Below are 23,984 nucleotides of genomic sequence, written 5' to 3' on the forward strand. Positions count from 1 at the left end.
GATGAAATCCGTGCTGCCATCCACCCTTGCCCTGTCCCGCCGTCAGCTTCTGCGCGGGGCCGGAAGTTTGGCGGTGGCAGCCCTGGCCATTCCTGTGGCCCCGCGTCTGGCCTTTGGCGCGGTCAATTTCATCGATTATCCGTTCCAGCTGGGCGTGGCATCAGGTGAGCCCTGGCCCGATGGATTCGTGATCTGGACGCGTCTGGCACCCCGACCGCTTGAACCCGGTTACGGCATGTCCAGCGACATCATCCCCGTGGATTGGGAGGTGGCGGAGGACCGGCTGTTCCGCAAGGTAGCGACCAAGGGCACGGCGCTCGCCCATCCCGAACTGGGCCATGCGGTGCATGTGGAGGTGGCGGGGCTGCAACCGGGGCGTCCCTACTGGTATCGGTTCCGCTGTGGCGACCATCGCTCCATGCAGGGCCGCGCGGTGACCGCACCTGCCGCCGGCGCGCCGCTGGCCAAGCTACGCTTCGCCGTCGCGGGCTGTCAGAATTACGATCAGGGCCTGTTCACGGCCTTTGACCATCTGGCCCGCGAAGAGGTGGATTTCGTCTATCACTATGGCGACTACATCTATGAGGGGCAGTCGCGGCCCTTCTATTTCAGCCGCCATCTGGAAGATGTGGTGCCCAGCCCGCGCCGCGCCGACCTGCCGGACCCGGTGTCGCTGGACGAGTATCGCCGGCGCTATGCCAAGTACAAGCTGGATACCGACCTGCAGAAGGCCCATGCCGCCGCCCCCTGGATCGCCGTCTGGGACGATCATGAGGTGGTGGATAATTGGGCTTCTGACTTCAACTGGGACAATACCCCGCCCGACATCTTCCGCCTGCGCCGCGCTGCGGCCGCCCAGGCCTATTACGAGCATCTGCCGTTCCGGCGCTCGTCGCTGCCCGATGGGGCGCGGATGCAACTGTTCCGCAAGTTTGCATTCGGCGATCTGGTGGATATGCATGTGCTGGACACCCGCCAATATCGCAGCGACCAGCCCTGTCGCGACGGGTTCCGCCCGGCCTGCCCCGATGTCGATAATCCCAACCTGACGGTGCTGGGTGAGACACAGGAAAAGTGGCTGTTCGACGGGTTGGCCCAGGGCAAGGCTCGGTTCAACCTGCTGGCACAGCAGGTCATGCTGATGCCATGCGACCGGGAGCCGGGCGAGGCCAATATCCGCAACCTGGACACCTGGGACCCCTACCGCGTGGCCCGCGCCCGCCTGTTGAAGCATATCCAGGGCAACAACATCCGCAACACCGTCGTCCTGACCGGTGACGAGCATCAGAACATCGTCGGCAATGTGATTTTCGACGACAAGGACCCGAACAGCGCCGTCGTGGCCAGCGAGTTCGTCGTCACCTCCATCTCGTCCGGCGGTGATGGCGGAGAGCAGCGTCCAGCGGCCAAGGGCATGCTGGCCGAGAACCCACATATCAAGCTGATCAACGATCAGCGCGGCTATGGCATCTGCGAGGTCACGCCGAAGCACCTGACCATGGACCTGAAGGTCCTGGATCAGGTCAGCACGCCGGGCGGCAAACTGTCCTCGCGCGCCAAGTTTGCCGTCGATCCGGGCAAGCCGGGGGTGCAGAAGGGGTGAGCCTGACCAACCCTGCCGATGGCATCAGTTGCGCGGTGGGGTGGAGAGGGAGCGCAGATAGTCCAGGATATGGCGCGCCTCCAGCTGTTCGCCAGCACTGGCGTCGGGGCGCAGACGTTGCGCCGCCAGGGCTTCCAGCGCCTGTCGTTGCTGTTCCTTTGTGTTCTGTCGCTGGACCTGCACGAACAGCCGGATCAAGGACAGGGGTGTGTCGTTCCCGACGGATAGCTGGAATGGCCGCGTGCCATCGCCGCGACTGCCCAGGATGGTCGTGAACTGGTCGCCCTGGTGACGCAGGAACAGCAGGTAGCGGGCATTGCGGGTGTAGACCGGGACGGGGCAGACAGGGCTACGCGTCAGGAAGGCATCGTCCAGTCGCCCGGCCACCGGCACGGTTGGAGCGGTCGTGCCTTTCAACACCTCAACCGGTGTGAACCCGACCTGGGGTGGCCCTGTGAAGGTTTCCACCAGATCGGGCCGCAGCGGCCAGGACCCGGTGACACGGGCCAGCAGTATCAGGTCCGCGCGGGCCACCAGTTCGTACACGGATGCTGGGCCTGCACCCTCCACCATATCGCAGGCCCATGAGGGATGCGGCAGCAGGAGCAGCAGCAACATCAGGGCGCGGCGGGTGAGGGGAGGCATGAAGGCTCCGTGAGGGTCCTTCAGCAGAGTGACGTAGATGACGGGGGTGCCGCAACCCCGCACCCGATGAAATCCAGCGCTGCGGTCAGCAGCTTCGGCAGGGGGCGACAGAGGTCCAGGGTCAGCGTTCGATCCTCCCCTTCCGGCATTTCCAGCGTCTCCAGCTGACTGTCCAGCAGGGTGACGGGCATGAAATGGCCCGACCGTGCCGCCATGCGGTCCGCCAGCACGGCGCGGGGGCCGTGCATATGGATGACCCAGAGCGGGAGACCGCCGGCCCGCAGCAGGTCACGGTAGCGTCGCTTCAGGGCTGAACAGGCAACAATCAGACCGTGACCGGTGACGGATGCATGGTGGATTTCAGCGGCGATGGCTTCCAACCAGCCCTGGCGGTCGGCATCGGTCAGGGGAATGCCGGCCTGCATGCGGGCGACATTGTCGGGCGGGTGCAGCCGGTCCCCTTCGAGAAATTCCATCCCCAACGCCTGGGCCAGGGCGGCGCCCAGGCTGGATTTTCCACAGCCGCTGACCCCCATTACCAGCACCAGGGGCTTTTGTGCGCACATCGTGACGACCTCAATTCAGCCGCAGCCCCTCGCCGGTGTCGAAAAGGCTGGCCGATGCGCCGTCCAGACGCAGGCCGACCGTTTGTCCGGCAGACAGGGCCACGCCGGGGGGCATGCGGGCGGTTACTTCCCGCCCGGCCAGCCGGATCAGGACATAGGTGTCGGGGCCTGTGGGTTCGGTCATCAGGACCTGACCTTCACAGGTTCCGCCCTCGCCAGCCGGGGCCAGGGACAGATGCTCCGGCCGCAGGCCCAGGACCAGCCGCTGCCCCACCTGCAGGCCCGTGCCCGCCCGCAGGCCCGGTAGGGGCAGCAGATGATCATCCAGGCGCAGGGCGGGGCCGTCATCGGCCAGCGCCAGTTCCCCTTCCAGGAAATTCATGGTGGGGGCGCCCACGAAACCGGCCACGAACCGGTTGGCGGGCCTGGCATAGACCACTTCCGGACGGTCGCATTGCTGCACCCTTCCCTTGTTCATCACCACGATGCGGCTGGCCAAGGTCATGGCCTCCACCTGATCATGGGTGACATAGAGCGTGGTGCGGCGGGAGCGTTCATGCAGGCGTTTCAATTCCACCCGCATGTCGGCGCGCAGCTTGGCGTCCAGGTTGGACAAGGGTTCATCCAGCAGGAACACCTGCGGTTCGCGCACCAGGGCGCGGCCGATGGCCACCCGCTGCTGCTGCCCACCCGATAGCTGCGACGGCTTGCGGTCCAGCAGATGTTCGATCTGCAACAGCTTGGCCACGCCCGCCACCTTGTCTGCCACCGAGGCCCGGTCCAGGCCGCGCATGGTGAGGCCGAAGCCGATATTCCGGCGCACGGACATGGTGGGGTAAAGCGCGTAGGACTGGAACACCATGGCGATGTCGCGCTGATCGGGCTCCAGGCCGGTCACGTCGCGGTCGCCGAAATGGATGCGCCCGCCCGTCGGTTCCTCCAGCCCCGCCACGATGTTCAGCAGCGTGGACTTGCCACAGCCGGACGGGCCCAGCAGGACCAGGAATTCACCGGGTTCGATATCCAGGTCGATCCGTTCCAGGACATTGGTGCTGCCAAAGCTTTTGGCGATGCCTTGCAGATTTACGCGTTGCATCATTCTTATCCCTTCACGGCCCCGGCCGCGATCCCGCGCACGAACAGGCGTCCGGACAGGAGATAGACCAGGATGGTGGGTAATGCTGCGATCATGGTCGCAGCCATGTTGACATTGTATTCCTGTGGCCCGAACTGCGACCCGGCCAGCACGTTGAGTGCCACCGTCACCGGCTGCTGCCCCGGACCCGCGAAGGTCAGGCCCAGGATGAAATCGTTCCAGATATAGGTGAATTGCAGCACCAGGGCGACGGCGCAGACCGGCAGCGACAGGGGCAGCATCACGTGCCAGAAGGTGGCCAGGAAGCCTGCCCCATCGATGCGCGCCGCCTTCAGCAGGTCACGCGGCACCGACAGGAAGAAGTTGCGGAACAACAGCGTGACGAAGGCCAGGCCCCAGACCGTATGGGCGAAGACCAGCCCGCCGAGCGTGCCGAACAGGCCCATTTCGCGCACCAGCACGATCATAGGGTAAAGCGTCACCTGCGGCGGGATGAACAGGCCGATCAACAAGGCCGCGAACAGCATGTCCACCCATTTGGCGGTGCGCAGGCTGAGCGCGTAACCGGTCAGAGCGCCCAGGCCCAGGGAGCAGAACAGGGCCGGCAGCACGATGGCAAAGGAATTGCCGAACCAGACCGACAGGCCCCGGCAGGTACCGGAGATGCAGGCCCCGCCCCAGGCCTTGGCCCAGGCACCGACCGTCGGGTCCTGCGGCAGGGCGAACAGGCTGCCATTATTGATCTCGTCCAGCGGCTTCAGCGAGGTGGAGAGCATGACCAGCAGCGGGAACACCACCATCAGCGCCGCGATGGTCAGCATCAGGTAAAGTGGAAAACGGCGCATGGTTCAGCTCCCCTTTTTCTGCCTGATCTCGGCATAGAGATAGGGGCCGACCACGGCGGCGATGGTGGCCAGCATCATGCAGGCACCGGCGGCACCCAGGCCCAGTTCCTGCCGGTTCAAAATATGTTCCATCACGAAGCGGGCCGGCAGGTCGGAGGAGAAGCCGGGGCCGCCGCCCGTCAGCGCCACCACCAGATCGAAAGATTTCACGACCAGGGAGAAGAGCAGGATGCCGGCGGTGAAGAAGACGGGGCGCAGCATGGGCGTGACGATGGCGGCATAGACTCGCCATGTCGGGATGCCATCCACCTTCGCCGCCTTCCAGATGTTCGGATCAACGCCGCGCAACCCCGCCAGGAACAGGGCCATGCACAGGCCCGATTGCTGCCAGATGCCGGCCAAAGCCACCGTGTAGATGGAGCGGTCGGCGCGGACCAGCCAGTTGAAGGCGAACTCCTCCCACCCCAGACCGCGCACCGCCTGCTGGATGCCCAGGCCGGGGTTCAGCATCCATTGCCAGATGATGCCGGTGACCACGAAGGACATGGAGAGCGGCAGCATGAAGATTGTGCGGTATGCCCCCTCCGCCCGCACGCCCCGGTCGATCAGGATGGCCAGCAGATAGCCGACACTGAGGCAGCCGGTGATGAACAGCGCGCCATAGAGCGCCATGTTGCCCAGCGCCGTCCACCAGCGGGCCGACGCGAACAGCCGCTCATACTGAAGCAGCCCCACGAATTCCCAGCTGGGCAGCAGCTGCGAGCCGGTCAGGGAGATGGCGAAGGTCCAGGCGATGAACAGATAGAAGCAGACGAAGGTGATCATCCCCGCCGGCAGCAGGGCGATGGTGGGTGCCCGGTGCGATGGCTTCATCCCGTCCTCCCTTTGTCGTTACTGTTGCTGGCGGTCCGGGTCAGCGGAAGGCCAGGATGGATTTGCGCAGCAATTCCTGCCCCTGTTCGGGCGTCAGGCGCGGATCGTTCCAGAAATGGGAAATGGCATCGTCCAGCGCCCCGGCCATGCCACCCGACAGGCCCATGCCGGTGGAGGCGAGGTTGGTGTCCGGGTCGCGGATCAGGGCCATGGCCTGTTTCGCGCAAGGGTCGAAACCTTCATCGGGCACATCGGTGCGCACGGGGATCGACCCCTTGGCCTGGTTCAGCCCGGCCTGTACGGCGGGATCCATCATCACCGACACGAAGCGTTTCTGCGCCTCTGCCGTCGCCGCATCGCGCGGCGTGGTGAAGGCGAAGGCATCCACCACCATGATGTAGGCCGGGTCAGGGGCGGGGGCCAGGGCGCAGCCTATCTGCACCCCCGGTTCCATCCCCGCCGCCCTTATGTCCCCCTTGGCCCAATCGCCCATGAACTGAAACGCCGCGTCGCCGCGCATCAGCATGGCGGTCGCCTGGTTCCAGCGCCGACCGGGGCTGCCTTCATCCACGAAGGGGCGCAGGCTGGCGAAGGTGCGGAACACCGACAGCATGGTGGGGGAGGAGAGGGCGGCCTCATCCAGCGCCTCATAGACCCGGCGGTAGAAGGTGCGTCCGCCCATGCCCAGCAGCACGGCGTTGAACAGCAGCCGTTCCTGCCAGGGCTGCCCGCCCAGCGCGATGGGGGTCTTGCCCATGGCTTTCAGCCTTGCCGCCGCCGCGATGAATGCATCCCAGCTGCGTGGCACCGCCAGCCCCGCCTGCTGCAGCAGGGCGGTATTGTAGAACATCCAGTTCTCGCCATGGATGTTCAGGGGTGCCGCCATGTAGCGGCCCTGATACCGCGCCGACCGGGTCAGCAGCGGTGGCAGGACGCGGTCCCATTCCTCCCCGGCGCCAGGGGCGGCGATGACCAGACCGTGGCTGGACAGTTCCGTCAGCTGCGCGCCTAGCGAAAACAGGAAGACCGGCGGCGGGTTGCCGCCCAGGATACGGTTGACGGCGGCGGCCCGCGCCGAGGACCCGCCCGGCACCGGCGCATCGCGCCACACCCCGCCCTGATCACGGAAGGCCTGACGCACCACCGACAGCGAGGCGGATTCCCCGCCCGAGGTCAGCCAGTGCATCACCTCCAGTTCCTGCGCCCCTGATGCGGTGCCCACAAGGGCCAGACAGGCGATGGCTGTGATTTTTGTGGCGGTGCAGCATTTTTTGAGCGTGATCATCATCGCGCCGCACAATCCAAAACGTTTCGATTTCGGTGAAGTATGGGCAGGCGGCGGCGAATGTCAAATGCAGAAAACGAGCGCAGAAAAATTGGAAATACTGCAGATTCCGTCTGGACAGGCATTTTTCGAAACGTTACGATTTTTGACATGGACGGTTCCACGGGGGCCGCTTTCCGTCTGCGGGGTCTCTGGCCTTGCAGGGTGCTTCCGGCTGCCCTCCTTTTCCGACAGGCAACGAATGACGGCGATGATGCGTTTTCCCGATGGGTTCAGGTGGGGGGTCTCCACCTCCAGCTATCAGATCGAAGGCGGGGCGCCCGATGACGGGCGCGGGCCCAGCATCTGGGACACCTATTGCGCCACCCCCGGCCGGGTTGCCAATGGCGATACCGGCACCGTCGCCTGCGACCATTATCATCGCTGGCAGGAAGACCTGGACCTGATCCGCACCCTGGGCGCGCAGCAATACCGTTTCTCCATCATGTGGGGGCGGGTACAGCCGGACGGGACCGGGGCCACCAACCAGAAGGGTCTGGATTTCTATGACCGGCTGGTCGATGGCATGCTGGAACGCGGGCTGGAGCCCTGGCCCTGCCTGTACCATTGGGACCTGCCGCAGGCGTTGCAGGACAAGGGCGGCTGGGTCAACCGCGACAGTGCGGCATGGTTTGCCGACTATACCGCCCTGATGGTGCGCCGCCTGGGCGACCGGGCGAAGACCTGGGTCACCTTCAACGAACCGTCGGTCTGCGCCTGGGTCGGGAATGAGGAGGGGCGGCACGCGCCCGGTCTGGCCGACCCGCGCGCCGCCGTGCGCGTCGCCCACCATCTGAATCTGGCCCATGGACGGGCGGTGCGTGTGGTGCGCGATCTGGCACCCGGCGTGCCGGTCGGCTTCGTCCTGCCGGTGCATACGGGCCGCCCGTTGCCCCAGTTTGCGGAGCGTGACGCCCATCTGGTGAAGCTGTTTGAGGATAAGTGGAACGGGGTGTTCTTAGGCCCTGTGCATCTGGGCCGCTATCCCGACAGCGTCCTGGACCGGTTCGCCCCGCATATCCAGGCGGGCGACATGGCGGAGATCCATCAGCCCGTGGATTACCAGGGGGTGAACCATTATTTCCCGACATATCTGTCGCCGGCGGAGGGAACGGCGTGGCCGTTCCGCATCGTGGAGCCGCCCAAATATCTGCGCCGGACGGAGATGAACTGGGGCATCGATGGTCACGCCTTCTATCAGGCGCTGGATGGTTTGCGCCGCGATTATGGCAATCCGCCCGTTTACGTGACGGAGAACGGGGCCGCCTTCCTGGACATTCCCGGTCCCGATGGCCGCATCGACGATCAGGATCGCATCGCCTATTACCGCGATTATCTGGCCGGCATGCACCGGGCGATTTCGGAAGGGGCCGATATCAGGGGCTATATGCCCTGGTCGCTGCTGGACAATTTCGAATGGGCGCACGGGTACAATAAGCGTTTCGGTCTGGTGCATGTGGACTATCAGACGTGTAAGCGCACGCCCAAGGCGTCGTTCGATTTCATGCGCCGCGTGATGCATGAGAATGAGGTGCCCCTGCCCGCCGATTGCCCGTAATCTCTGCAACCTTCAAAAGGTGAAAAGACGAGCCGACCGCCATGCAACAAAGCCAGCGCACCAACCTGAAAACCCTTGCCGAGCATCTGGGCCTGTCGATCACGACCGTGTCCCGGGCGCTGAAGGACGGGCCGGAGGTGAAGCCGGACACGGTGGCACGGGTGAAGCAGGCGGCAGCGACCCTAGGTTACCTGCCCGATGCCGGCGGCGTCTATCTGCGCACCGGGCGCACCATGAAGATCTGTTCGGTCTTCTTCGCGCCCGAGGTTGCGGATTACGGCGATGCCGGCTTTCTGGCGCAGGTGGAGGGCGTGTCGCGCACGCTGGAGAGTGACAGCTACAACCTGATCGTCCTGGCGCAGACGGCCAGCCAATCGCCGCTGGAGACGGTGCGGCGGGTGTTTCAGCAGCGGCTGGCCGACGGCATCATCTTTTCCCGCACCACGCCCATGGATGAACGGGCGCGCTTCTGCCTGGAATTCAAGTTCCCGTTCGTCAGCTTTGGCCGCACCGAACTGCACAGCCCCCACGCCTTTGTCGATCATGATGATGAGGGCGGGATTTATGATGCGGTCATCCGTCTGGCGGCGGACGGGCACAGGCGCATCGCCCTGTTCAACCCCACGGGCAACATGACCTATGCCGGGTTCCGGCTGCGCGGATATCAGCGGGCGTTGGCCGAATTGGGCATTCCCTGGGACAAGTCGTTGCTGGTCACGGCCAACCTGTCAGTCTGGGCCAGTCAGGATGCCGTGCGCGACCTTCTGGCGCGGGACAGCAGCGTGACGGCCATTGTCTGCGCCAATCAGCTGTCGATGTTCGGTGCCATGGAGGCGGCCCTGGAACAGGGCATGGACCCGGCGCGGGACGGGCTGCGCATTGTCGGGTTCGGGGGCATGCCGTTCCGCATGCCGTTCGAACAGGGCGTGACCTATTACTACCAGCCACAGCGCCGCGATGGCGAGGAGCTGGCCCGCCACATGCTGGCCCTGCTGGGCGGGGAGCATGCAGAAAATCTGCAAACGGTGCTGCCCTATCAGCGCATCGACGATCTGCAACGGTTCCGCATGGAACTGCGCACCCAGGCCACGGCCCGGGACAACCAACACCAAGCGGGACAAGGCGCCTGAAAGGCCCGACCGCAGACAAGAGGGAGAGAGGACAGCTCATGAAAGCAGAAAAGACCTGACGGCGTAGGGGCGAGCCAAGCCGCTCCCCTCGTCATCCCGGCGGAAGCCGGGACCCAGAGCCATAGGATCAAACCGCGGCGCAGCGTTCATCAAAGCTGCCGAAAGGTCGGGTATTTGGCTCCTGGGTCCCGGCTTTAGCCGGGATGACGAAGAAAGGCGGCGCTTGAAGCTGTAGGCGGGGGGACGGGAGCGGTGTTTCCGCTCCGTCACCGCCGCGCCCGCCCCAATCACACCCAAGAAAACCCGATCCCCCGCACAGGCGTACCCCCGTGCGGAAACGGGTGCTTATTGCCCGCAACATGCCCAGCCGGACGGGTGCCCCGTGCCGGTCAGGGGAGAATTTTGCCCGGAACAGGGAGGGAGAGAACCCATGAAGACCAAGATCAGCACCATCAAGACATTCCTGCTTGCCGCCACGGCTTTGGGGGCCACCGCCACGCCGGCCCTGGCCCAGACCTCCAGCGCCATGCTGGAGGAGATCATCGTGACCGCCGAAAAACGCGCCGTATCCTTGCAGGACACGCCCGTGGCGGTGACGGCGCTGAGCCAGCAGGCGCTGGACCAGCTGCAGGTTTCTGACCTGAAAAGTATCGTGTCCCTGGTGCCCGGCCTGCAGATCGGCCAGAGCAGCAACCAGGCCGCCGTGGACGTGGCCATCCGTGGCATCGTTTCCACCAACCGCACGGAGGTGGGCGACCCCGCAGTCGCCTTCCATGTTGACGGCATCTATTCACCCCGCCCGCAGGGGGCCACGGCCCTGCTGTATGATGTGGAGCGGGTGGAAGTGCTGCGCGGGCCGCAGGGCACGCTGTTTGGCCGCAATTCCAATGCCGGCGTGGTCAATATCATCACGGCCAAGCCAAACGCGGAGAAGGCGTCAGGTTCCGTCGACCTGACGGCGGGCAATTACAGCCTGTTCCGCGTGAAGGGCCATCTGAACCTGCCCGTCACCGACACTCTGGCCATCCGCGCCGCCGGCTATGTGGAGAACCGCGAGGGTTTCATCGATTTTGCCGCTGGGTCCAAGGTGCCGCCCGGTGCCGACAAATACGACAATGCCAACCGTTATTCCGGCCGCGTCAGCGCGCAATGGACCCCGGCGGAGAATTTCAAGCTGTTCGTGTCGGCTGAGCGCTTCTCTGACCAGGGGGCGGGTACGGTACCCGTCAATGTCACGCCGCTGCCCGGCACCACGCGCCGGTCGGCGGTGATCGACAGCCCCGGCATGCTGGACCAGGTCAATGATACCGTGCGCGTGCGCGCCGATTACCAGCCGGTGGAGAGCGTCGAGGTCAGTTATCTGTTCGGCTGGGCCCACATGACGCGGCAGAATGTGAACGACAATGATGTGGGCTACCAGCTGGACCCGGTCCTGCGCGCCCTGCCGCGCCCGCCGGTGTCGGCGGCCTTTGCCGAGGAACGGCGCTTCGAGCGCGGCGTGTTCGACAGTCATCAGCATGAATTGCAGGTGAAGTCGGTGGGTGCGGAACGGTTCGACTGGCTGTTCGGTGCCTTCTACTACAAGGAGGATAACGATATCCGTTTCGATATCGATTTCCGCGACGATACCGGCACCGTGCCCGGACAGTTCGATCCCAATGACCGCCGCGACGCCCAGACCTTCATCCAGCCACGCCGCGACCTGTCCTCCTGGGCCTTGTTCACGCAGGAGACGTTCCATGTGACTGACGCGGCGCGCGTGACGGGCGGCCTGCGCTATACCAAGGACACCAAGAAGGACACGGGCGGTCGCAACTATGTCTGTAACCGCAACAATTCCACGCCGGCCACAGGCGGCATCAATGTCATCGGCGTGCCGACCAGCCAGATCCCCAGCCTGTGCGTGGTGACGGCCCGCAACGATGCCGACAAGAACTGGTCCAAGACCACCTGGATGGCGCGCGGCGAATATGATGTCTCTGCCGACCTGCTGGCCTATGCCATGGTCAATACCGGCTTCAAATCGGGCGTGATCCAGGATGGCGGCACGGCGGCCAACCCGGAAAATGTCACCAATTATGAGCTGGGCTTGAAGGCGACGTTGCTGGACGGCGACCTGACCCTGAACAATGTCATCTTCTATTCTGACTATAGTGACATTCTGCGCGCCAATACGGTGATCGGGGCCAATGGCATTCAGCAGCTGGTGACCGTGAATGCCACCAAGGCCAGCATCTATGGCCTGGAGTCCGAGGCCAGCTGGCGCGTCTCATCCAATGACCGGCTGCAGGTGTCGGCGGCGCTGCTGTCCGCCGAATATGATGATTTCAAGACCGTGGACACCAACATCTTCACGGCGTCCAACCCCAACGGCGCCATCAACCTGAAGGGCAAGAAGCTGCCCTTCGCGCCGGAGGTGGCGGTGACCGTCGTTTACGAGCATTTCTTCGACCTGCCCGATGGCGGCGTGATCGTGCCGCGCATCCAGAGCAAGTATCAGTCGGAAATGTTCCTGACCGATTTCAACCGCGCCACCGACCGTCAGGCCTCTTACACCCGCACCGACCTGTCGCTGCGCTATGAGTCACCCGCCAACTGGCAGCTGGAAGCCTTCGTGCAGAACCTGGAGGACAAGGCGGTGAAGAACAATATCGACATCCGTGGCCAGCAGGCGGCGTCCACGGGGGCCGTGCCCGGCTTCGCCGGCGTTGCCCGCGCCTTCTATGACGCGCCCCGCACCTGGGGCGTGCGCGCCGCCTATCGCTTCTGACCGCCCCGCCTCCTCCCCCCGGGCGTTCGTTTCTTCCCGCGAACGCCCCCTTTACAACCCGCCGGCCCGACAGCCGGCGGGTCTTTGTCGTTTGAGGTTCCACACCCGCCCCCGACCATCGCCCCCATGACGGCACCCCCGCAACGGGCGTAGGATGTGCTTAACAAGAAGCACAGCAAGCGGCACCCAGGGGGGTATGCATGTCGAGTTGGCCGGTTCTGGGGTTGGCGCTGGGGTATCTGGCGGCTTTGTTCGCCATCGCCTGGTGGGGGGACCGGTATGCGGCGCGGCAGCCGGAGGTGCAGGAGCGCCGCGCACCCTTGCTCTATGCCATGTCGCTGGCGGTTTACTGCACATCCTGGACCTTTTACGGGGCCATCGGGCGGGCGGCGGCCAGCGGGTGGGATTTCCTGTCCATCTATGTGGGGCCGATCCTGGTCTTCTCCCTGGGCTGGCCGATCCTGGCCAAGATGGTCAGGGTGGCGAAGGCGGAAAACACCGTCTCCATCTCCGACTTCATTTCCGCGCGATATGGCAAGAGCCGGGTGCTGGCGGCCTTGATCACTGTCATGGCGGTCACGGTGGTGCTGCCCTATTTCGCGCTGCAGCTGAAGGCCATCACCATCAGCCTTGAGGCGCTGGCCGGTGATCCGTTTGCCAACCGGGTGATGGATATTCCAGGCGAGACGACCTTCATTATCACCTGCGCCATGGCCCTGTTCGCCATCCTGTTCGGGGTGCGCAACATCCATGCGAATGAGCATCATCGCGGCCTGATGATGGCGATTTCCACCGAAAGCATGGTCAAGCTGGGGGCGGCCATCCTGGTGGGCGGCGGTATCGTCTTTGCCGTTGCCGGGGGACCATCGGGGATATTTGAGCGGGCGGCGGGTGATCCGCGTCTGGCCCATCTTCTGACCCCGCATTTCGGGGCCGGGTGGTGGTCCATCACCCTGCTGGCGGCCCTTGCCATCCTGTGCCTGCCGCGGCAGTTCCATGTGACGGTGGTGGAAAACACCCATGTCGGCGATATCCGCACCGCCAGTTGGCTGTTCCCGCTGTATCTGGTTGCCATCAATATCTTTGTGCTGCCTGTCGCCCTGGCCGGGCTGATGATGTTCCCGGATGGCAGTGTGAATGCTGACACGTTCCTGGTGACCATGCCGCAGCGGCTGGGCCATGACTGGATGGCGGTCCTGGCCTTTCTGGGTGGGCTGTCGGCGGCGACCAGCATGATCATCGTGGGGGCGGTCGCCCTGTCCACCATGGTCTGCAACGATCTGATCGTGCCCATCCTGATGGGCGTGCCATCGGCCATGCGGCGGTGGCAGCACGATCCCAAGCCCATGCTGCTGACGGTACGGCGGGTGGCCGTGGTGGCGCTGCTGGGCATGGCGTATCTCTATTACCTGATGATCGGCACCACCTTCCCGCTGGCCACCATCGGTACGGTCAGTTTCGCGGGCGTGGCCCAGTTCGCGCCGGCCCTGCTGATGGGTCTGTTCTTCCGGCGGGTGACAAAGGCGGGGGCCATCACCGGGCTGGTGGTGGGGTTCGTGGCCTGGGTCTATACGGTGCTGATCCCCTCCTTTGCGGTGGCCGGGCTGGTGCCGGGGCATCTGATGGACCAGGGCCTGTTCGGGCTGGGCTGGCTGACGCCCACGGGCTTGGGCGGTATCCATGATCTGGACACGCTGGCCCATGGGGCGCTGACCAGTCTGGTGCTGAACCTGTTCATGATCGCCTTGGTCTCCGGCATCACGGGGCAGTCGGAACTGGAGAAGCAGCAGGCAAGGCGTTTCGTCTCGATGCGCCATGACGTACAGGACGGTATGGCCCCGGCGCGCGGGGTGACGCTGGGCGATCTCTATGAACTGGCGCTGCGCTATGTCGGGCGGTCGCGCGCGGAACCGGTGTTCCGTGAACTGGTGGCCATGGGGCCGGATGATAAGCGCGATATATTCGAAGAGGGGCTGAAACAGCGCATTGATGAGGAGGCGGTGGCCGCCACCGAATGGCTGCTGGCCGGAGCCATCGGATCGGCGTCGGCGCGCGTGGTGGTGGCCAGCCTGCTGTCCGACCGGCGGCTGTCGCGGTCAGACGCGCGGTCGATCATTGACGAGGCATCGCGCGCCATCCTGGACAGCCATGTGCTGATGCGGTCCACGCTGGAAAATGTCGGCAAGGGCATCTGCGCCGTGGACAAGGATTTCCGCCTGCGCCTCTGGAATCGCCGCTTCCTGGAGATGCTGGAAGTGCCGGAGGGGCTGATCAAGGTGGGCACGCCCATGGGCGAGCTGGTCGCCTATCTGCAAAGCCAGGGGGAGTTCGGGGAAGAGGGCGAGATGGAGACCCTGTTCGCCCGCCGCCTTGACCCCAAGCGCCGCGACATGCCCGACAGTTTCCACCGCACGCGGCCCGACGGGGTGGTGCTGGAGATCCTGTCCAACCCGCTGCCCGATGGTGGCTTCGTGGCCGTCTATACCGACGTCACGGACCGGCATCGGGCGGCAGAGGCGTTGCGCGCCGCCAATGAAGGGCTGGAACGCGGGATTGCCGAACGCACCATCGATCTGGCCATCGCCAAGTCGGAGGCCGACCGCGCCAACCACGCCAAGACGCGGCTGCTGGCCGCCGTCAGCCACGACCTTCTGCAGCCGCTGCACGCGGCGCGGCTGTTCATTTCGGCGGCGCTGGACCGGGGGCCGGATGCGCTGGTCACGCAGGCGGATGCGGCCCTGCGGTCGGTGGAACAGTTGCTGGGTGATCTGCTGGACGTCACCAAGCTGGATACGGGGGTCGTGAAGCCGAACCGCACGGCGGTGGCCATCGATGATGTGCTGCACCCGCTGACGGACGAGCTGGCCGTGGTGGCGCAGCGGCACGGATTGCAGCTGCGCTTTGTGCCGTGCCGGGCAAGCGTGGACACCGATGCCGTCCTGCTGCGCCGCATCGTGCAGAACCTGCTGGCCAATGCCCTGCGCTATACCCCGCGTGGGCGCATCCTGGTGGGGTGCCGGCGGCTGGCCGGCGCGGTGCGGGTGGAGGTCTGGGACACGGGGCCGGGTATCCCGGAGGATAAGCGCGAGGAGATTTTCAAGGAGTTCCGGCAGTTGGGCAATGGGCAGAGCGACCGCGACAAGGGGCTGGGCCTGGGCCTGTCCATTGTTGAGCGGTTTGCGGCCATCCTGGGCCACCGCGTCAGCCTGCGGTCGGTGGAGGGGAAGGGATCGTGCTTTGCCGTGGAGGTGCCGCTGTCGGCCCGCGCCGCAGACCCTGCCCGGCCCGCCGTGGGGGCCAGTGTCACGGGGCTGGAAGGCACGCTGGTCCTGTGCGTGGAAAATGAACCGGCTATCGCCGAGGCGACCATCGCCCTGTTGTCGGGATGGTCATGCGAGGTAGTGTGGGGGACGACGGGGGCGGCGGCACTGGCCGCGCTGGGCGACCGGGTGCCGGATGTTGTGCTGACCGATTACCATCTGGATCATGGGGTGAGCGGGCTGGACGCCCTGTCCCTGATCCGGGCGCGGTTCGGGTCCGATCTGCCCGCCGCCGTCATCACCGCCGACCGGACGGAGGCCGTGAAGGACAGCGTGGCGCAGGCGGGCTGCCGGGTGTTGTACAAGCCCGTGCGGCCCGGAGCGTTGCGGGCCTTGTTGAGCCATATGCTGGCCGAGAAGCGGCGGGGGCGGGCGGCGTAGTTAAAACCATGGCCGACCGTTTTGTGTAGCGCGGATTAGCGAAGCGTAATCCGCGGAGCGACTGGTATTATACCAGCCAGAACGCCATCGCCCCCGCTGCGACAGCGGTCAGGCTGGGGATGCCGACGGACAGGCCCAGGGGGCGGCCGCCGATGCTGCCGGCCATGACCGATTTGGTGATGGTGTTGACGCCGACGGCCAGCAGGATGCAGGCGGCGGCCAGTGACAGGCTTTCGGGCTTGGCCCCCATGCGCGCCATGGCGACGGTGATGGCATCGACATCGGCAATGCCGGCGGCGGAAGCGGCCAGCAGCAGGCCGGTATCGCCCACGAAACGCTGGATCAGTTCGGCGGCCACCAGAACCAGGGCGATGAAGGCGGCCAGCTTCAGGGCCGTGCCCAGTTCCAGCGGGTTGGACAAGGCCGGGGTCGTATCCTCCGGCCCCTTGCCGTCGCGGCGCAGCAGGATCAGGGCAGACAGACCCATCACGGCCAGGGCGGCCCCGGCGGGGGCGGCCAGCGGCAGCATCAGGCTGCTGTTCAGGACTAGGGCGACCAGTAGCACGCGCACCACGCTGACCATGCCAGCCAGCAGGATACCTGCCGCCAGCAACGGGGACGCCGCCGGCTGTGCCTTGGCGACGCGCGACAGGGTCAGTGTGGTGGCGGTGGATGACGCGAGACCGCCGGCCAATGCTGCCACCAGCACCCCGCGCTTCTCCCCGAACAGCTTCACCGCCACATAACCGCCGAACGAGATGGCGGCGATCAGGATGGCCAGGAACCAGATTTCAGCGGGGTTCAGCACGCCCCAGGGATCGACAGGCCCGTTGGGCAGGATGGGCAGAGCCAGAAAGCTCATCACCGCCAGGATCAGAACGGCGCGGATTTCCACCCATTGCAGACGCCGCAGCCAATCATGCAGGGGATCGCGCAGGGCCAGCAGCAGGGTGGCGGCCACGCCGGCGGCCACGGCCACCCTTATTTCACCCAGGATGCAATAGGCACCCAGCAGGAAGACCAGCAGACCGGATACGACGCCTGTGACCGAATTCTTGCCTTCCTCCCGCGATTCCAGCCAGTGGAAAGCCGTGAAGGCACCCGCGAAGCCCAGGAAGGCGAGGCCCAGGAACAGAAGATTATCCAGCCCATGGGCCAGGGCACCGGCCACACCACCCAAAAGGCCTGCGAGCGCGAAGGTGCGCAGACCCGCGGCCCGCTGCCCATCGGCCAGATCGCGCGACCGCCAGCCGCGTTCCAGCCCGACCAGCAGGCCGATGGCCAGTGCGGTGCCCAGGCGCATCAGGATTTCCAGGTCATGCAATGCTCAAACTCCCCGTTCCCGTCGCACAGCATGCGACGTTGGGAGGGGTGAGAGCAAGCAGGCGGACGGATTAAGCCCGCGCCAGCGAGTGGTTGAACAGTTCCAGTAGCAGCGGGAAGGCCGACAGCCGATCAACCAGCATGACGCCTAAGGCGCCCCCATCCTCATGATCGACATGGCGGATGGTGACGGGCAAGCGGGCCCAACTGTGCCCGTCGGGGCGCAGGATCGTGACATCCACACGCTGGCCCACGACAAAGCCACCCGCCTGTTCCGGGCGGACGCGCAGGCCGCCGAACGACCAGTCGAGCAGACGGGACGGGCGGCCGGCGACCATCAGGAAGATGGGTTCAGTCGGGTTACGCGGATGTATCCGGCGTTCAGCCGGGGTATCGGACATGGCAATCATGAACGCAATTTTACCAAAATACCTGTCAATCCGATACTGCCCAGACGAAATAGAAAGATCATTACCGACCCCGGCGGCTGCAAGGCAGCCATAACGAAAAAAGGCGGCCTTCGGGCCGCCTTTTCCCCAAGTCTTTGATCTTCTTTGCAGAGAGATCAGAACTCGTACCGGACGCCAACCTGGATCTGCCAGACCGAGGCCTTGGCATTGGCGTTGATGGCCGGCTCGGACAGCGCGCCGGTGTAGGTCACGCGGCCATCGGCACCGATGCTGGGCGTTGCCACCGGAACCACGCCGGGGAAGCCGACCTGCTCCAGACGGCCCCACTTGCTGTTCAGCAGGTTGCCGAAGTTGCGGATGTCCATCGTGAAGGCGGCCTTGTGGCCTTCGAAGAAGGAGGGGATCTCCTGCTTCAGGGCCAGGTCGATCTGATGGACCCACGGGCTGCGGTGAGAGTTACGCGGCGCGATCTGGCCACGATACTTCTCCAGGCCATTGCGGGCGATGTAGTCGTTCAACTGGTCGCAGGTGATGCCGACCAGATTAACCTCGCCACAGGAACCCGGCACATAGAACAGCTGGCGATCGCGGCTGTTCTGACGCGGATCGTTGAAGATCGCGCCGCCGTCGCGGAAGGTGAAGCTGTACGGACGGCCCGTGCGCGACTCACCCACAACGCTGAGGATGGTCTTCAGATCGGTCAGCCATTCCTTCGACCAGGAACCGGCGTACACGATGCGATGACGGATTTCATAGTTGGAGGTGGACAGCGCCGGATTGTTCATGTCGGACACGGCGATATTGTCCCACAGCGACAGGGCCGTGGTGCTGGTGCCCGGGTTGACGTCGTTGCTGTCCTGGAAGGTGTAGCCGACGAAGGTGTTGAGATCGCCGTAATCGGTTTCCCAATCCTTCTCCAGCATGGCGCTGACGGTCAGGCGGCTGCCCTTACCCTGGGTATCCAGGATCAGGTCGTTGCCGGTGGGGGCACCGGTCATCAGGACGTAACGCGGACGGCCATCCGGCAGGGTGCCGTTCTGGACATAGCGGGCGTTGCGCCACACCACGGCATCCTGGGTCTTGGCATACTGGGTCGTCGCGGTCAGGCGCCAATCGTCACCGAAGCCTTCGATGTCGAAACGGTGATCAACAGTCAGCGAGAACTGCCATTCCGACGGGATCTTGAAGCCCGGATCGATGGCGTTCACGTCACCCTGACCAGCCAGACCCGTGTGCCGCGACAGCAGCTCGGCCGGCAGATCGAAGCCGTTCACATTGTTCAGGACCGCCGCGCCCAGCGTGGTGGAGGTGGGCGTGCTGGGGCTCAGCGTAAAGGTGCCGTTGGCGTTGCGGGTAACGGTCTGCGTCGTCGTCAGAACGCCGGTGTTGGAGAAGCTGTTCGACACCCAGACGTTCGGGGTGCCGCCGCCAAACACGCCAGCACCGCCCGACAGGGTCGTGTCCTCGTTGACTTCATACTTGAAGCCTACGCGGGGCGACCACAGGTCCAGACCGTCCAGGGTCTGGGTATTGTCGAAGCCGTAGCGGGTTGCGAACACCTGATTGCGGGCGGGCTTGTCCTTGGACGTCCACCAGTCGTAACGCAGGCCGTAAGTCAGCTCCAGGTCGGAGGTGACGTCCCAACGATCTTCCAGATAGGCCGAGTTGGTGTTGTAACCGAACCGGGCGGCCGCATTGTTGGCGTCGTTGGTCGTGGAGTTGATGTAGGTCAGGCTCTGGGCGCGGCGCGCCTCAAAGTCGGCAATGCTGTTGAAGGCATAGCGACCCTGGCTGGTCTGGACGAACAGGTTGAAGATGTCCAGTTCTTCACGTTCGTAACCGAAGGTGAAGGTGTGGTCACCCAGCAGATATTCACCCTTGGCCTTGTAGGTGTTCAGATCGTTGGTCAGCGCATTGGCGTGACGGAATTCGTCCGGACCCACGAAGATGGTGGCACCAGCAGCGGTGCGGACATCCATCTGTGCGAAGTCGGTGCCGCGCAGCGACTTTTGACCCGTGGTCACTTCCTTGCGACCGAACTTCAATTCGGTCGAGAACTCGTCAGTCCAGTCGGAGTAAATCTGACCGGTATACTGCTTCATATCGACCGAACGGTCATACAGGTGACCCAGGGTCGCGATGGTGCGGCTGGACACGCTGTTGCCGGTGTCGGAGGTCTGGTTGCCCTTCGTGCGCTGGAAGGACAGGGTGGCGCGGTGACCTTCGGTGATGTTCCAGTCCACGCGGGCCAGGATCTTTTCATCCTTCTCCGGCAGATTGGCACCCAGGGCACCCGCGTCGTAATTATAGACGCGCTTGGCGATGTCGATGACCTGATTGTATTCGGCCTGCGTCACGCCGGGAATCTTGACGGCAGCGGAGCTGTCGGACGGACCGGTTTCCTGCGGCGTTTCGGCGTCCAGCTTTTCATAGGAGCCGAAGAAGAACAGCTTGTCCTGGATGATCGGACCACCCAGCGTGCCGCCGTAGGTCTTTTCCTTGAAGCTGAAGGTGTAATTGTTGTTCTTGCTCTTATCGCCGGTCAGGTCGCCATCGGTGTAGTAGTAGAAGGCGGAACCGTGGAAGTCATTGGTGCCGGACTTGGTGACGATGTTCACCAGACCGCCCTGGAAGCCGGTATATTCCACGTCGAACGGGTTGGTCACGACGGCCAGCTGCTCGATCGCGTCCAGCGAGATCGGCGAACGCTGAGTCGGGTAGCCGTTATTGTTCAGACCGAAATCGTCGTTCTGACGCACGCCGTCAACCGACAGCTGGTTGAAACGGTTGTTGGCACCGCCGATGGAGATGGCGTCCAGGTTGGTGGCGTCCAGCGAAACGCGCGGGTCCAGCTTCAGCGTGGACTTCATGTCGCGGTTCACGGTCGGCGAGTTCTTGATCTGCTCTTCACCGAAGGAACGGCCGGTGCCGGACACGGCTGCGACCAGGCGATCGCCGGTCACAACGATTTCCTGCATCACGTCGCCCTGCTGCAGGGCCAGATCCAGCGTGAAGGCCTTACCCAGGCTGATGAACAGGCCTTCGATCACCTGCGGCGGGTTGCCGGGCGAGGCGATGCGCACATTGTACGGGCCACCGACGCGCAGACCAGCGGCGCTGTAGCGGCCTTCTGCGTTGGTCGTTGCGGTGGAGCGGGTGCCCGACGGGGCATGCACGATTTCAACCGTGGCGCCGGCAGCCGGCGAGCCATCGGCATTGGTGATGAAACCCACCATGGAAGAGGTGGTTTCCTGCGCGATGGCCGGGATGGCCCAGGAAGAGGCAACGGCCAGCGCCAGGGCGCCCGTGCCGATATTCAAAGCAGACAGGTGACGGCGCAGGATCGACGCCGCCTTCTTATTCTCGATGGTCATACGAAAGCCCCCAATAAGCCGGACCGGATCGCGCGGACAACACCAGATGCCCGTGACGCTTAGGTAACGAATAAATTACAGTTCCATGACAAGCACCTCTGCAGCTATGCCTGCAGGGGCTTAAACGGCTATATCTCAACCAGCGTATCATTACCGCCACAGTTTTGCGGCGCAGCATGACGGTTCAGGGGGGCGAGACCCGCGCTTCCTGCATTTCAAGGCCGTGTTTGTTGCGATGCACCTGCTGCCGGGCGGTCACAGACCCCGATGGAGCGCATCCCGTGATTCGTAACCTCCCCTTTCGCACCCTGATAACGGGCGCTTTTTTTCTGACCATGGCCGCCAGCGCCGCCGCACAGGAGAAGGTCGAACTGCAAGTCCTGTCGACGACGGACCTGCATATGTATTTGGAGGATTACGATTATTACGGTGACCATACGGATGCGGGCGTTGGCCTGGTGCGGGTCACCCCCCTGATCCGGGCGGCGCGGCAGGCCAACCCCAACACCATCCTGGTGGATAATGGCGATCTGATCCAGGGCACGCCCATGGGCGATTGGGTGGTGCGGGAGCGCGGTGTGGGCAAGGACAAGCCCATGCACCCCGCCATGGCGACCATGAACCTGCTGAAATATGACGCCGCCATCCTGGGCAACCATGAGTTCAATTACGGGCTGGAGGTCCTGCACAATATATATGGCGGCGCGCAGTTCCCGGTTCTGTCGGGCAATGTCTTCAAGGTGGACGGGGGCAAGAACGATCAGCTGATGTTCAAGCCCTATGCGATCCTGGACCGCACGGTCGTGGACGCCAAGGGGGCCAAGCATAAGATCAAGGTCGGCATTCTGGGCCTGTTGCCGCCGCAGATCATGATCTGGGACAAGGACAAGCTGGAAGGCCGCGTCACCACCCGCGACATGATCGACATGGCCAAGGTGCATGTGCCGGAGATGAAGAAGCAGGGTGCCGACGTGATCATCGCCGTCGCCCATTCCGGCCTGACTTTCCTGAACCGCGAGGGCGGGGAGGAGAATGCCGCCAATTACCTGACCGAGATCGACGGCGTAGACGCCGTGGTGTCGGGCCACAGCCACCGCGTTTTCCCCAGCAAGGAATATGAGGGCCTGCCCAAATCCGACCTGAAGCAGGGCACCGTCAATGGCAAGCCCGTGGTGATGGCCGGATATTATGGCAGCCATCTGGGCGTCATCACCTTCCAGTTGGAAACGGCGGGCAAGGGCTGGAAGCTGCTGGGCGGCAAGGGTGAAGTGCGCGCCATTCAGGAGCGCCAGGATGGCCGCACCGTGAATGTCGAACCCGACCCGGAGGTGGCGACGCTGCTGGAACCCAGCCATGAGGGCACGTTGGCCTATGTCCGCCGCGCGGTGGGCAAGACCACGGGCCGTATCCATTCCTATTTCAGCTTCCTGGGCGACAGTGCCGGCGTGGAACTGGTGGCGGAGGCGCAGCGCGCCTATGTGGCCCGCGCCCTGGCCGGCACCGACAATGGTAAGCTGCCCATCCTGTCGGCGGTGGCGCCGTTCAAGTCCGGTGGGCGTCCGGGGGCGAAATTCTATACCGACATCGCGGCGGGAGAGATCGCCATCCGCAATGTCGCCGACCTCTATCTCTATCCCAACCAGATTGCGGCGGTGAAGCTGACCGGTGCCCAGGTCAAGGATTGGCTGGAGATGGCGTCGCGCGCCCTGTCGGTCATCGATGTCAAAAGCAATGTCCAGCAGCCGCTGGTCAATGTGAAGGTCCCGTCCTATGTGTTCGACATTATTGACGGCGTTACCTACACGATTGATGTGACGCAGCCGGAACGGTTTGACCGCGACGGCAAGCTGGCCAATGACAAGGCCCACCGCATCAAGGATGTGATGTTCCAGGGCAAGCCCATCGACGAGAAGCAGGAATTCATCGTCGTCACCAATAATTACCGCGCTAATGGCGGCGGCTCCTATCCGGGGCTGGACGGCACCACCGTCATCTATCAGTCGCCCGACACGGTGCAGTCGGCCATCATTGAGTATATCCGCGCCAAGGGCGTGGTGGAGCCGTCCACCGACCAGAGCTTCCGCATTGCGCCGCTGCCGGCGGGCGTCAATCTGGTCTATGAAAGCTCGCCCCTGGCCCAGGAGCTGCTGTCGGAGCAGCCGGCGCTGACCTATGAGGGACCGGGCGAGAACGGCTTTGCCCGTTTCCGCGTCGATCCGTTGAAGATCGGGGCGGTGCGGTGAGGCCGCGCCTGTATCTGGCGGGGCCGGATGTGTTCCTGCCCGACCCGCTGGCTGCAGCGGCGTCGATGAAGGCCATCTGTGAGGAGCTGGGGCTGGAGGGCGTGTTCCCCATGGACAATGCCCTGTCCCCGGCGGACGGCGAAGGCGGGGCGGCATTTGCCGCCCGCATCCGGCAGGCCAATCTCGACCTGATCCGGGGGGCCGACGGCGTGATCGCCAATTGCATGCCGTTCCGGGGGCCGTCCGTCGATGATGGGACCGCCTATGAGATGGGGTTTGCCGCCGCCCTGGGTAAACCCGTCTTCCCCTGGTCCGGTGATATCCGCCCTCTGCTGCAACGGACCCAGTCGCGCCAGTATCTGGCCCATGATGGCCGCGTCTGGCGCGATGCCGACCAGATGGAGGTGGAGGAATTCGGCCTGCCCGTGAACCTGATGCTGGTTGATCCGGTGACGGGGCCGGTGCAGGGCAGCTTCATCCAGGCGGCCAAGGCGGCGGCGGTCTGGTTCGGGGGGTAGAGGCG

At 64.4% G+C, this 23,984-nt stretch carries 16 protein-coding genes; 7 read left to right on the top strand and 9 right to left on the bottom strand.

Features of this window, described 5'->3' with window-relative positions; all coding sequences use genetic code 11:
- The first annotated feature begins 1 nt into the window (after position 1).
- Positions 2-1,603, top strand: a complete 1,602-nt coding sequence (locus ABC729_RS23215) for an alkaline phosphatase D family protein (protein ID WP_495609985.1) — start codon at positions 2-4, stop codon at positions 1,601-1,603.
- Between the two features lie 24 nt (positions 1,604-1,627).
- On the opposite strand, the gene ABC729_RS23220 is transcribed toward ABC729_RS23215, so the two are convergent.
- The 6 genes from ABC729_RS23220 to ABC729_RS23245 are packed head-to-tail and all read right to left on the bottom strand — an operon-like array spanning position 1,628 to position 6,916.
- Positions 1,628-2,248 (bottom strand): hypothetical protein, encoded by a 621-nt coding sequence (locus ABC729_RS23220; RefSeq protein ID WP_495609986.1) that lies wholly within the window; start codon positions 2,246-2,248, stop codon positions 1,628-1,630.
- A 20-nt stretch (positions 2,249-2,268) separates the two neighbouring features.
- Complete coding sequence (locus ABC729_RS23225) at positions 2,269-2,814, bottom strand: gluconokinase (RefSeq protein WP_495609987.1); 546 nt, start codon at positions 2,812-2,814, stop codon at positions 2,269-2,271.
- Between the two features lie 10 nt (positions 2,815-2,824).
- Positions 2,825-3,913, bottom strand: a complete 1,089-nt coding sequence (locus tag ABC729_RS23230) for an ABC transporter ATP-binding protein (RefSeq protein ID WP_495609988.1) — start codon at positions 3,911-3,913, stop codon at positions 2,825-2,827.
- A 2-nt stretch (positions 3,914-3,915) separates the two neighbouring features.
- On the bottom strand, positions 3,916-4,755 hold the full coding sequence (locus ABC729_RS23235) for a carbohydrate ABC transporter permease (protein ID WP_495609989.1): 840 nt from the start codon (positions 4,753-4,755) through the stop codon (positions 3,916-3,918).
- A 3-nt stretch (positions 4,756-4,758) separates the two neighbouring features.
- Positions 4,759-5,628 carry a carbohydrate ABC transporter permease gene (locus ABC729_RS23240; RefSeq protein WP_495609990.1) on the bottom strand — a complete coding sequence of 290 codons (870 nt, stop codon included), beginning with the start codon at positions 5,626-5,628 and terminating at the stop codon, positions 4,759-4,761.
- A 40-nt stretch (positions 5,629-5,668) separates the two neighbouring features.
- Positions 5,669-6,916, bottom strand: coding sequence for an ABC transporter substrate-binding protein (locus ABC729_RS23245; RefSeq protein WP_495609991.1), 1,248 nt, complete (start codon positions 6,914-6,916; stop codon positions 5,669-5,671).
- 247 nt (positions 6,917-7,163) lie between these two features.
- Between ABC729_RS23245 and ABC729_RS23250 the strand changes: the two genes are divergently transcribed.
- The 4 genes from ABC729_RS23250 to ABC729_RS23265 all read left to right on the top strand — a co-directional run bounded on the left by ABC729_RS23250 (position 7,164) and on the right by ABC729_RS23265 (position 16,111).
- The gene (locus ABC729_RS23250; RefSeq protein WP_495609992.1) at positions 7,164-8,510 is read left to right on the top strand and encodes a GH1 family beta-glucosidase; all 1,347 of its coding nucleotides are present in this window, start codon (positions 7,164-7,166) and stop codon (positions 8,508-8,510) included.
- A 41-nt stretch (positions 8,511-8,551) separates the two neighbouring features.
- Positions 8,552-9,640 carry a LacI family DNA-binding transcriptional regulator gene (locus ABC729_RS23255; protein ID WP_495609993.1) on the top strand — a complete coding sequence of 363 codons (1,089 nt, stop codon included), beginning with the start codon at positions 8,552-8,554 and terminating at the stop codon, positions 9,638-9,640.
- A gap of 430 nt (positions 9,641-10,070) precedes the next feature.
- Positions 10,071-12,410, top strand: coding sequence for a TonB-dependent receptor (locus tag ABC729_RS23260; RefSeq protein ID WP_495609994.1), 2,340 nt, complete (start codon positions 10,071-10,073; stop codon positions 12,408-12,410).
- Positions 12,411-12,610: 200 nt separating this feature from the next.
- A complete protein-coding gene (locus tag ABC729_RS23265; RefSeq protein WP_495609995.1) occupies positions 12,611-16,111 on the top strand; it encodes a hybrid sensor histidine kinase/response regulator in 3,501 nt (1,166 codons plus the stop codon).
- A 67-nt stretch (positions 16,112-16,178) separates the two neighbouring features.
- Here the strand turns inward: ABC729_RS23265 and ABC729_RS23270 are convergent, their stop codons facing one another.
- From ABC729_RS23270 to ABC729_RS23280, 3 genes are all read right to left on the bottom strand, one after another.
- Positions 16,179-17,435 carry an MgtC/SapB family protein gene (locus ABC729_RS23270; RefSeq protein ID WP_495609996.1) on the bottom strand — a complete coding sequence of 419 codons (1,257 nt, stop codon included), beginning with the start codon at positions 17,433-17,435 and terminating at the stop codon, positions 16,179-16,181.
- 70 nt (positions 17,436-17,505) lie between these two features.
- Positions 17,506-17,835 carry a PilZ domain-containing protein gene (locus ABC729_RS23275; RefSeq protein WP_495609997.1) on the bottom strand — a complete coding sequence of 110 codons (330 nt, stop codon included), beginning with the start codon at positions 17,833-17,835 and terminating at the stop codon, positions 17,506-17,508.
- Positions 17,836-17,999: 164 nt separating this feature from the next.
- The gene (locus ABC729_RS23280; protein ID WP_495609998.1) at positions 18,000-21,218 is read right to left on the bottom strand and encodes a TonB-dependent receptor; all 3,219 of its coding nucleotides are present in this window, start codon (positions 21,216-21,218) and stop codon (positions 18,000-18,002) included.
- A 281-nt stretch (positions 21,219-21,499) separates the two neighbouring features.
- Here ABC729_RS23280 and ABC729_RS23285 point away from each other — a divergent pair, with 281 nt between their 5' ends.
- The gene (locus ABC729_RS23285) at positions 21,500-23,461 is read left to right on the top strand and encodes a bifunctional 2',3'-cyclic-nucleotide 2'-phosphodiesterase/3'-nucleotidase (protein ID WP_495609999.1); all 1,962 of its coding nucleotides are present in this window, start codon (positions 21,500-21,502) and stop codon (positions 23,459-23,461) included.
- A complete protein-coding gene (locus ABC729_RS23290; protein ID WP_495610000.1) occupies positions 23,458-23,979 on the top strand; it encodes a nucleoside 2-deoxyribosyltransferase in 522 nt (173 codons plus the stop codon). The genes ABC729_RS23285 and ABC729_RS23290 overlap by 4 nt, the downstream gene beginning before the upstream one ends.
- Positions 23,980-23,984 lie beyond the last annotated feature (5 nt).

It is taken from the genome of Niveispirillum sp. CC-CTL257, assembly GCF_059489915.1.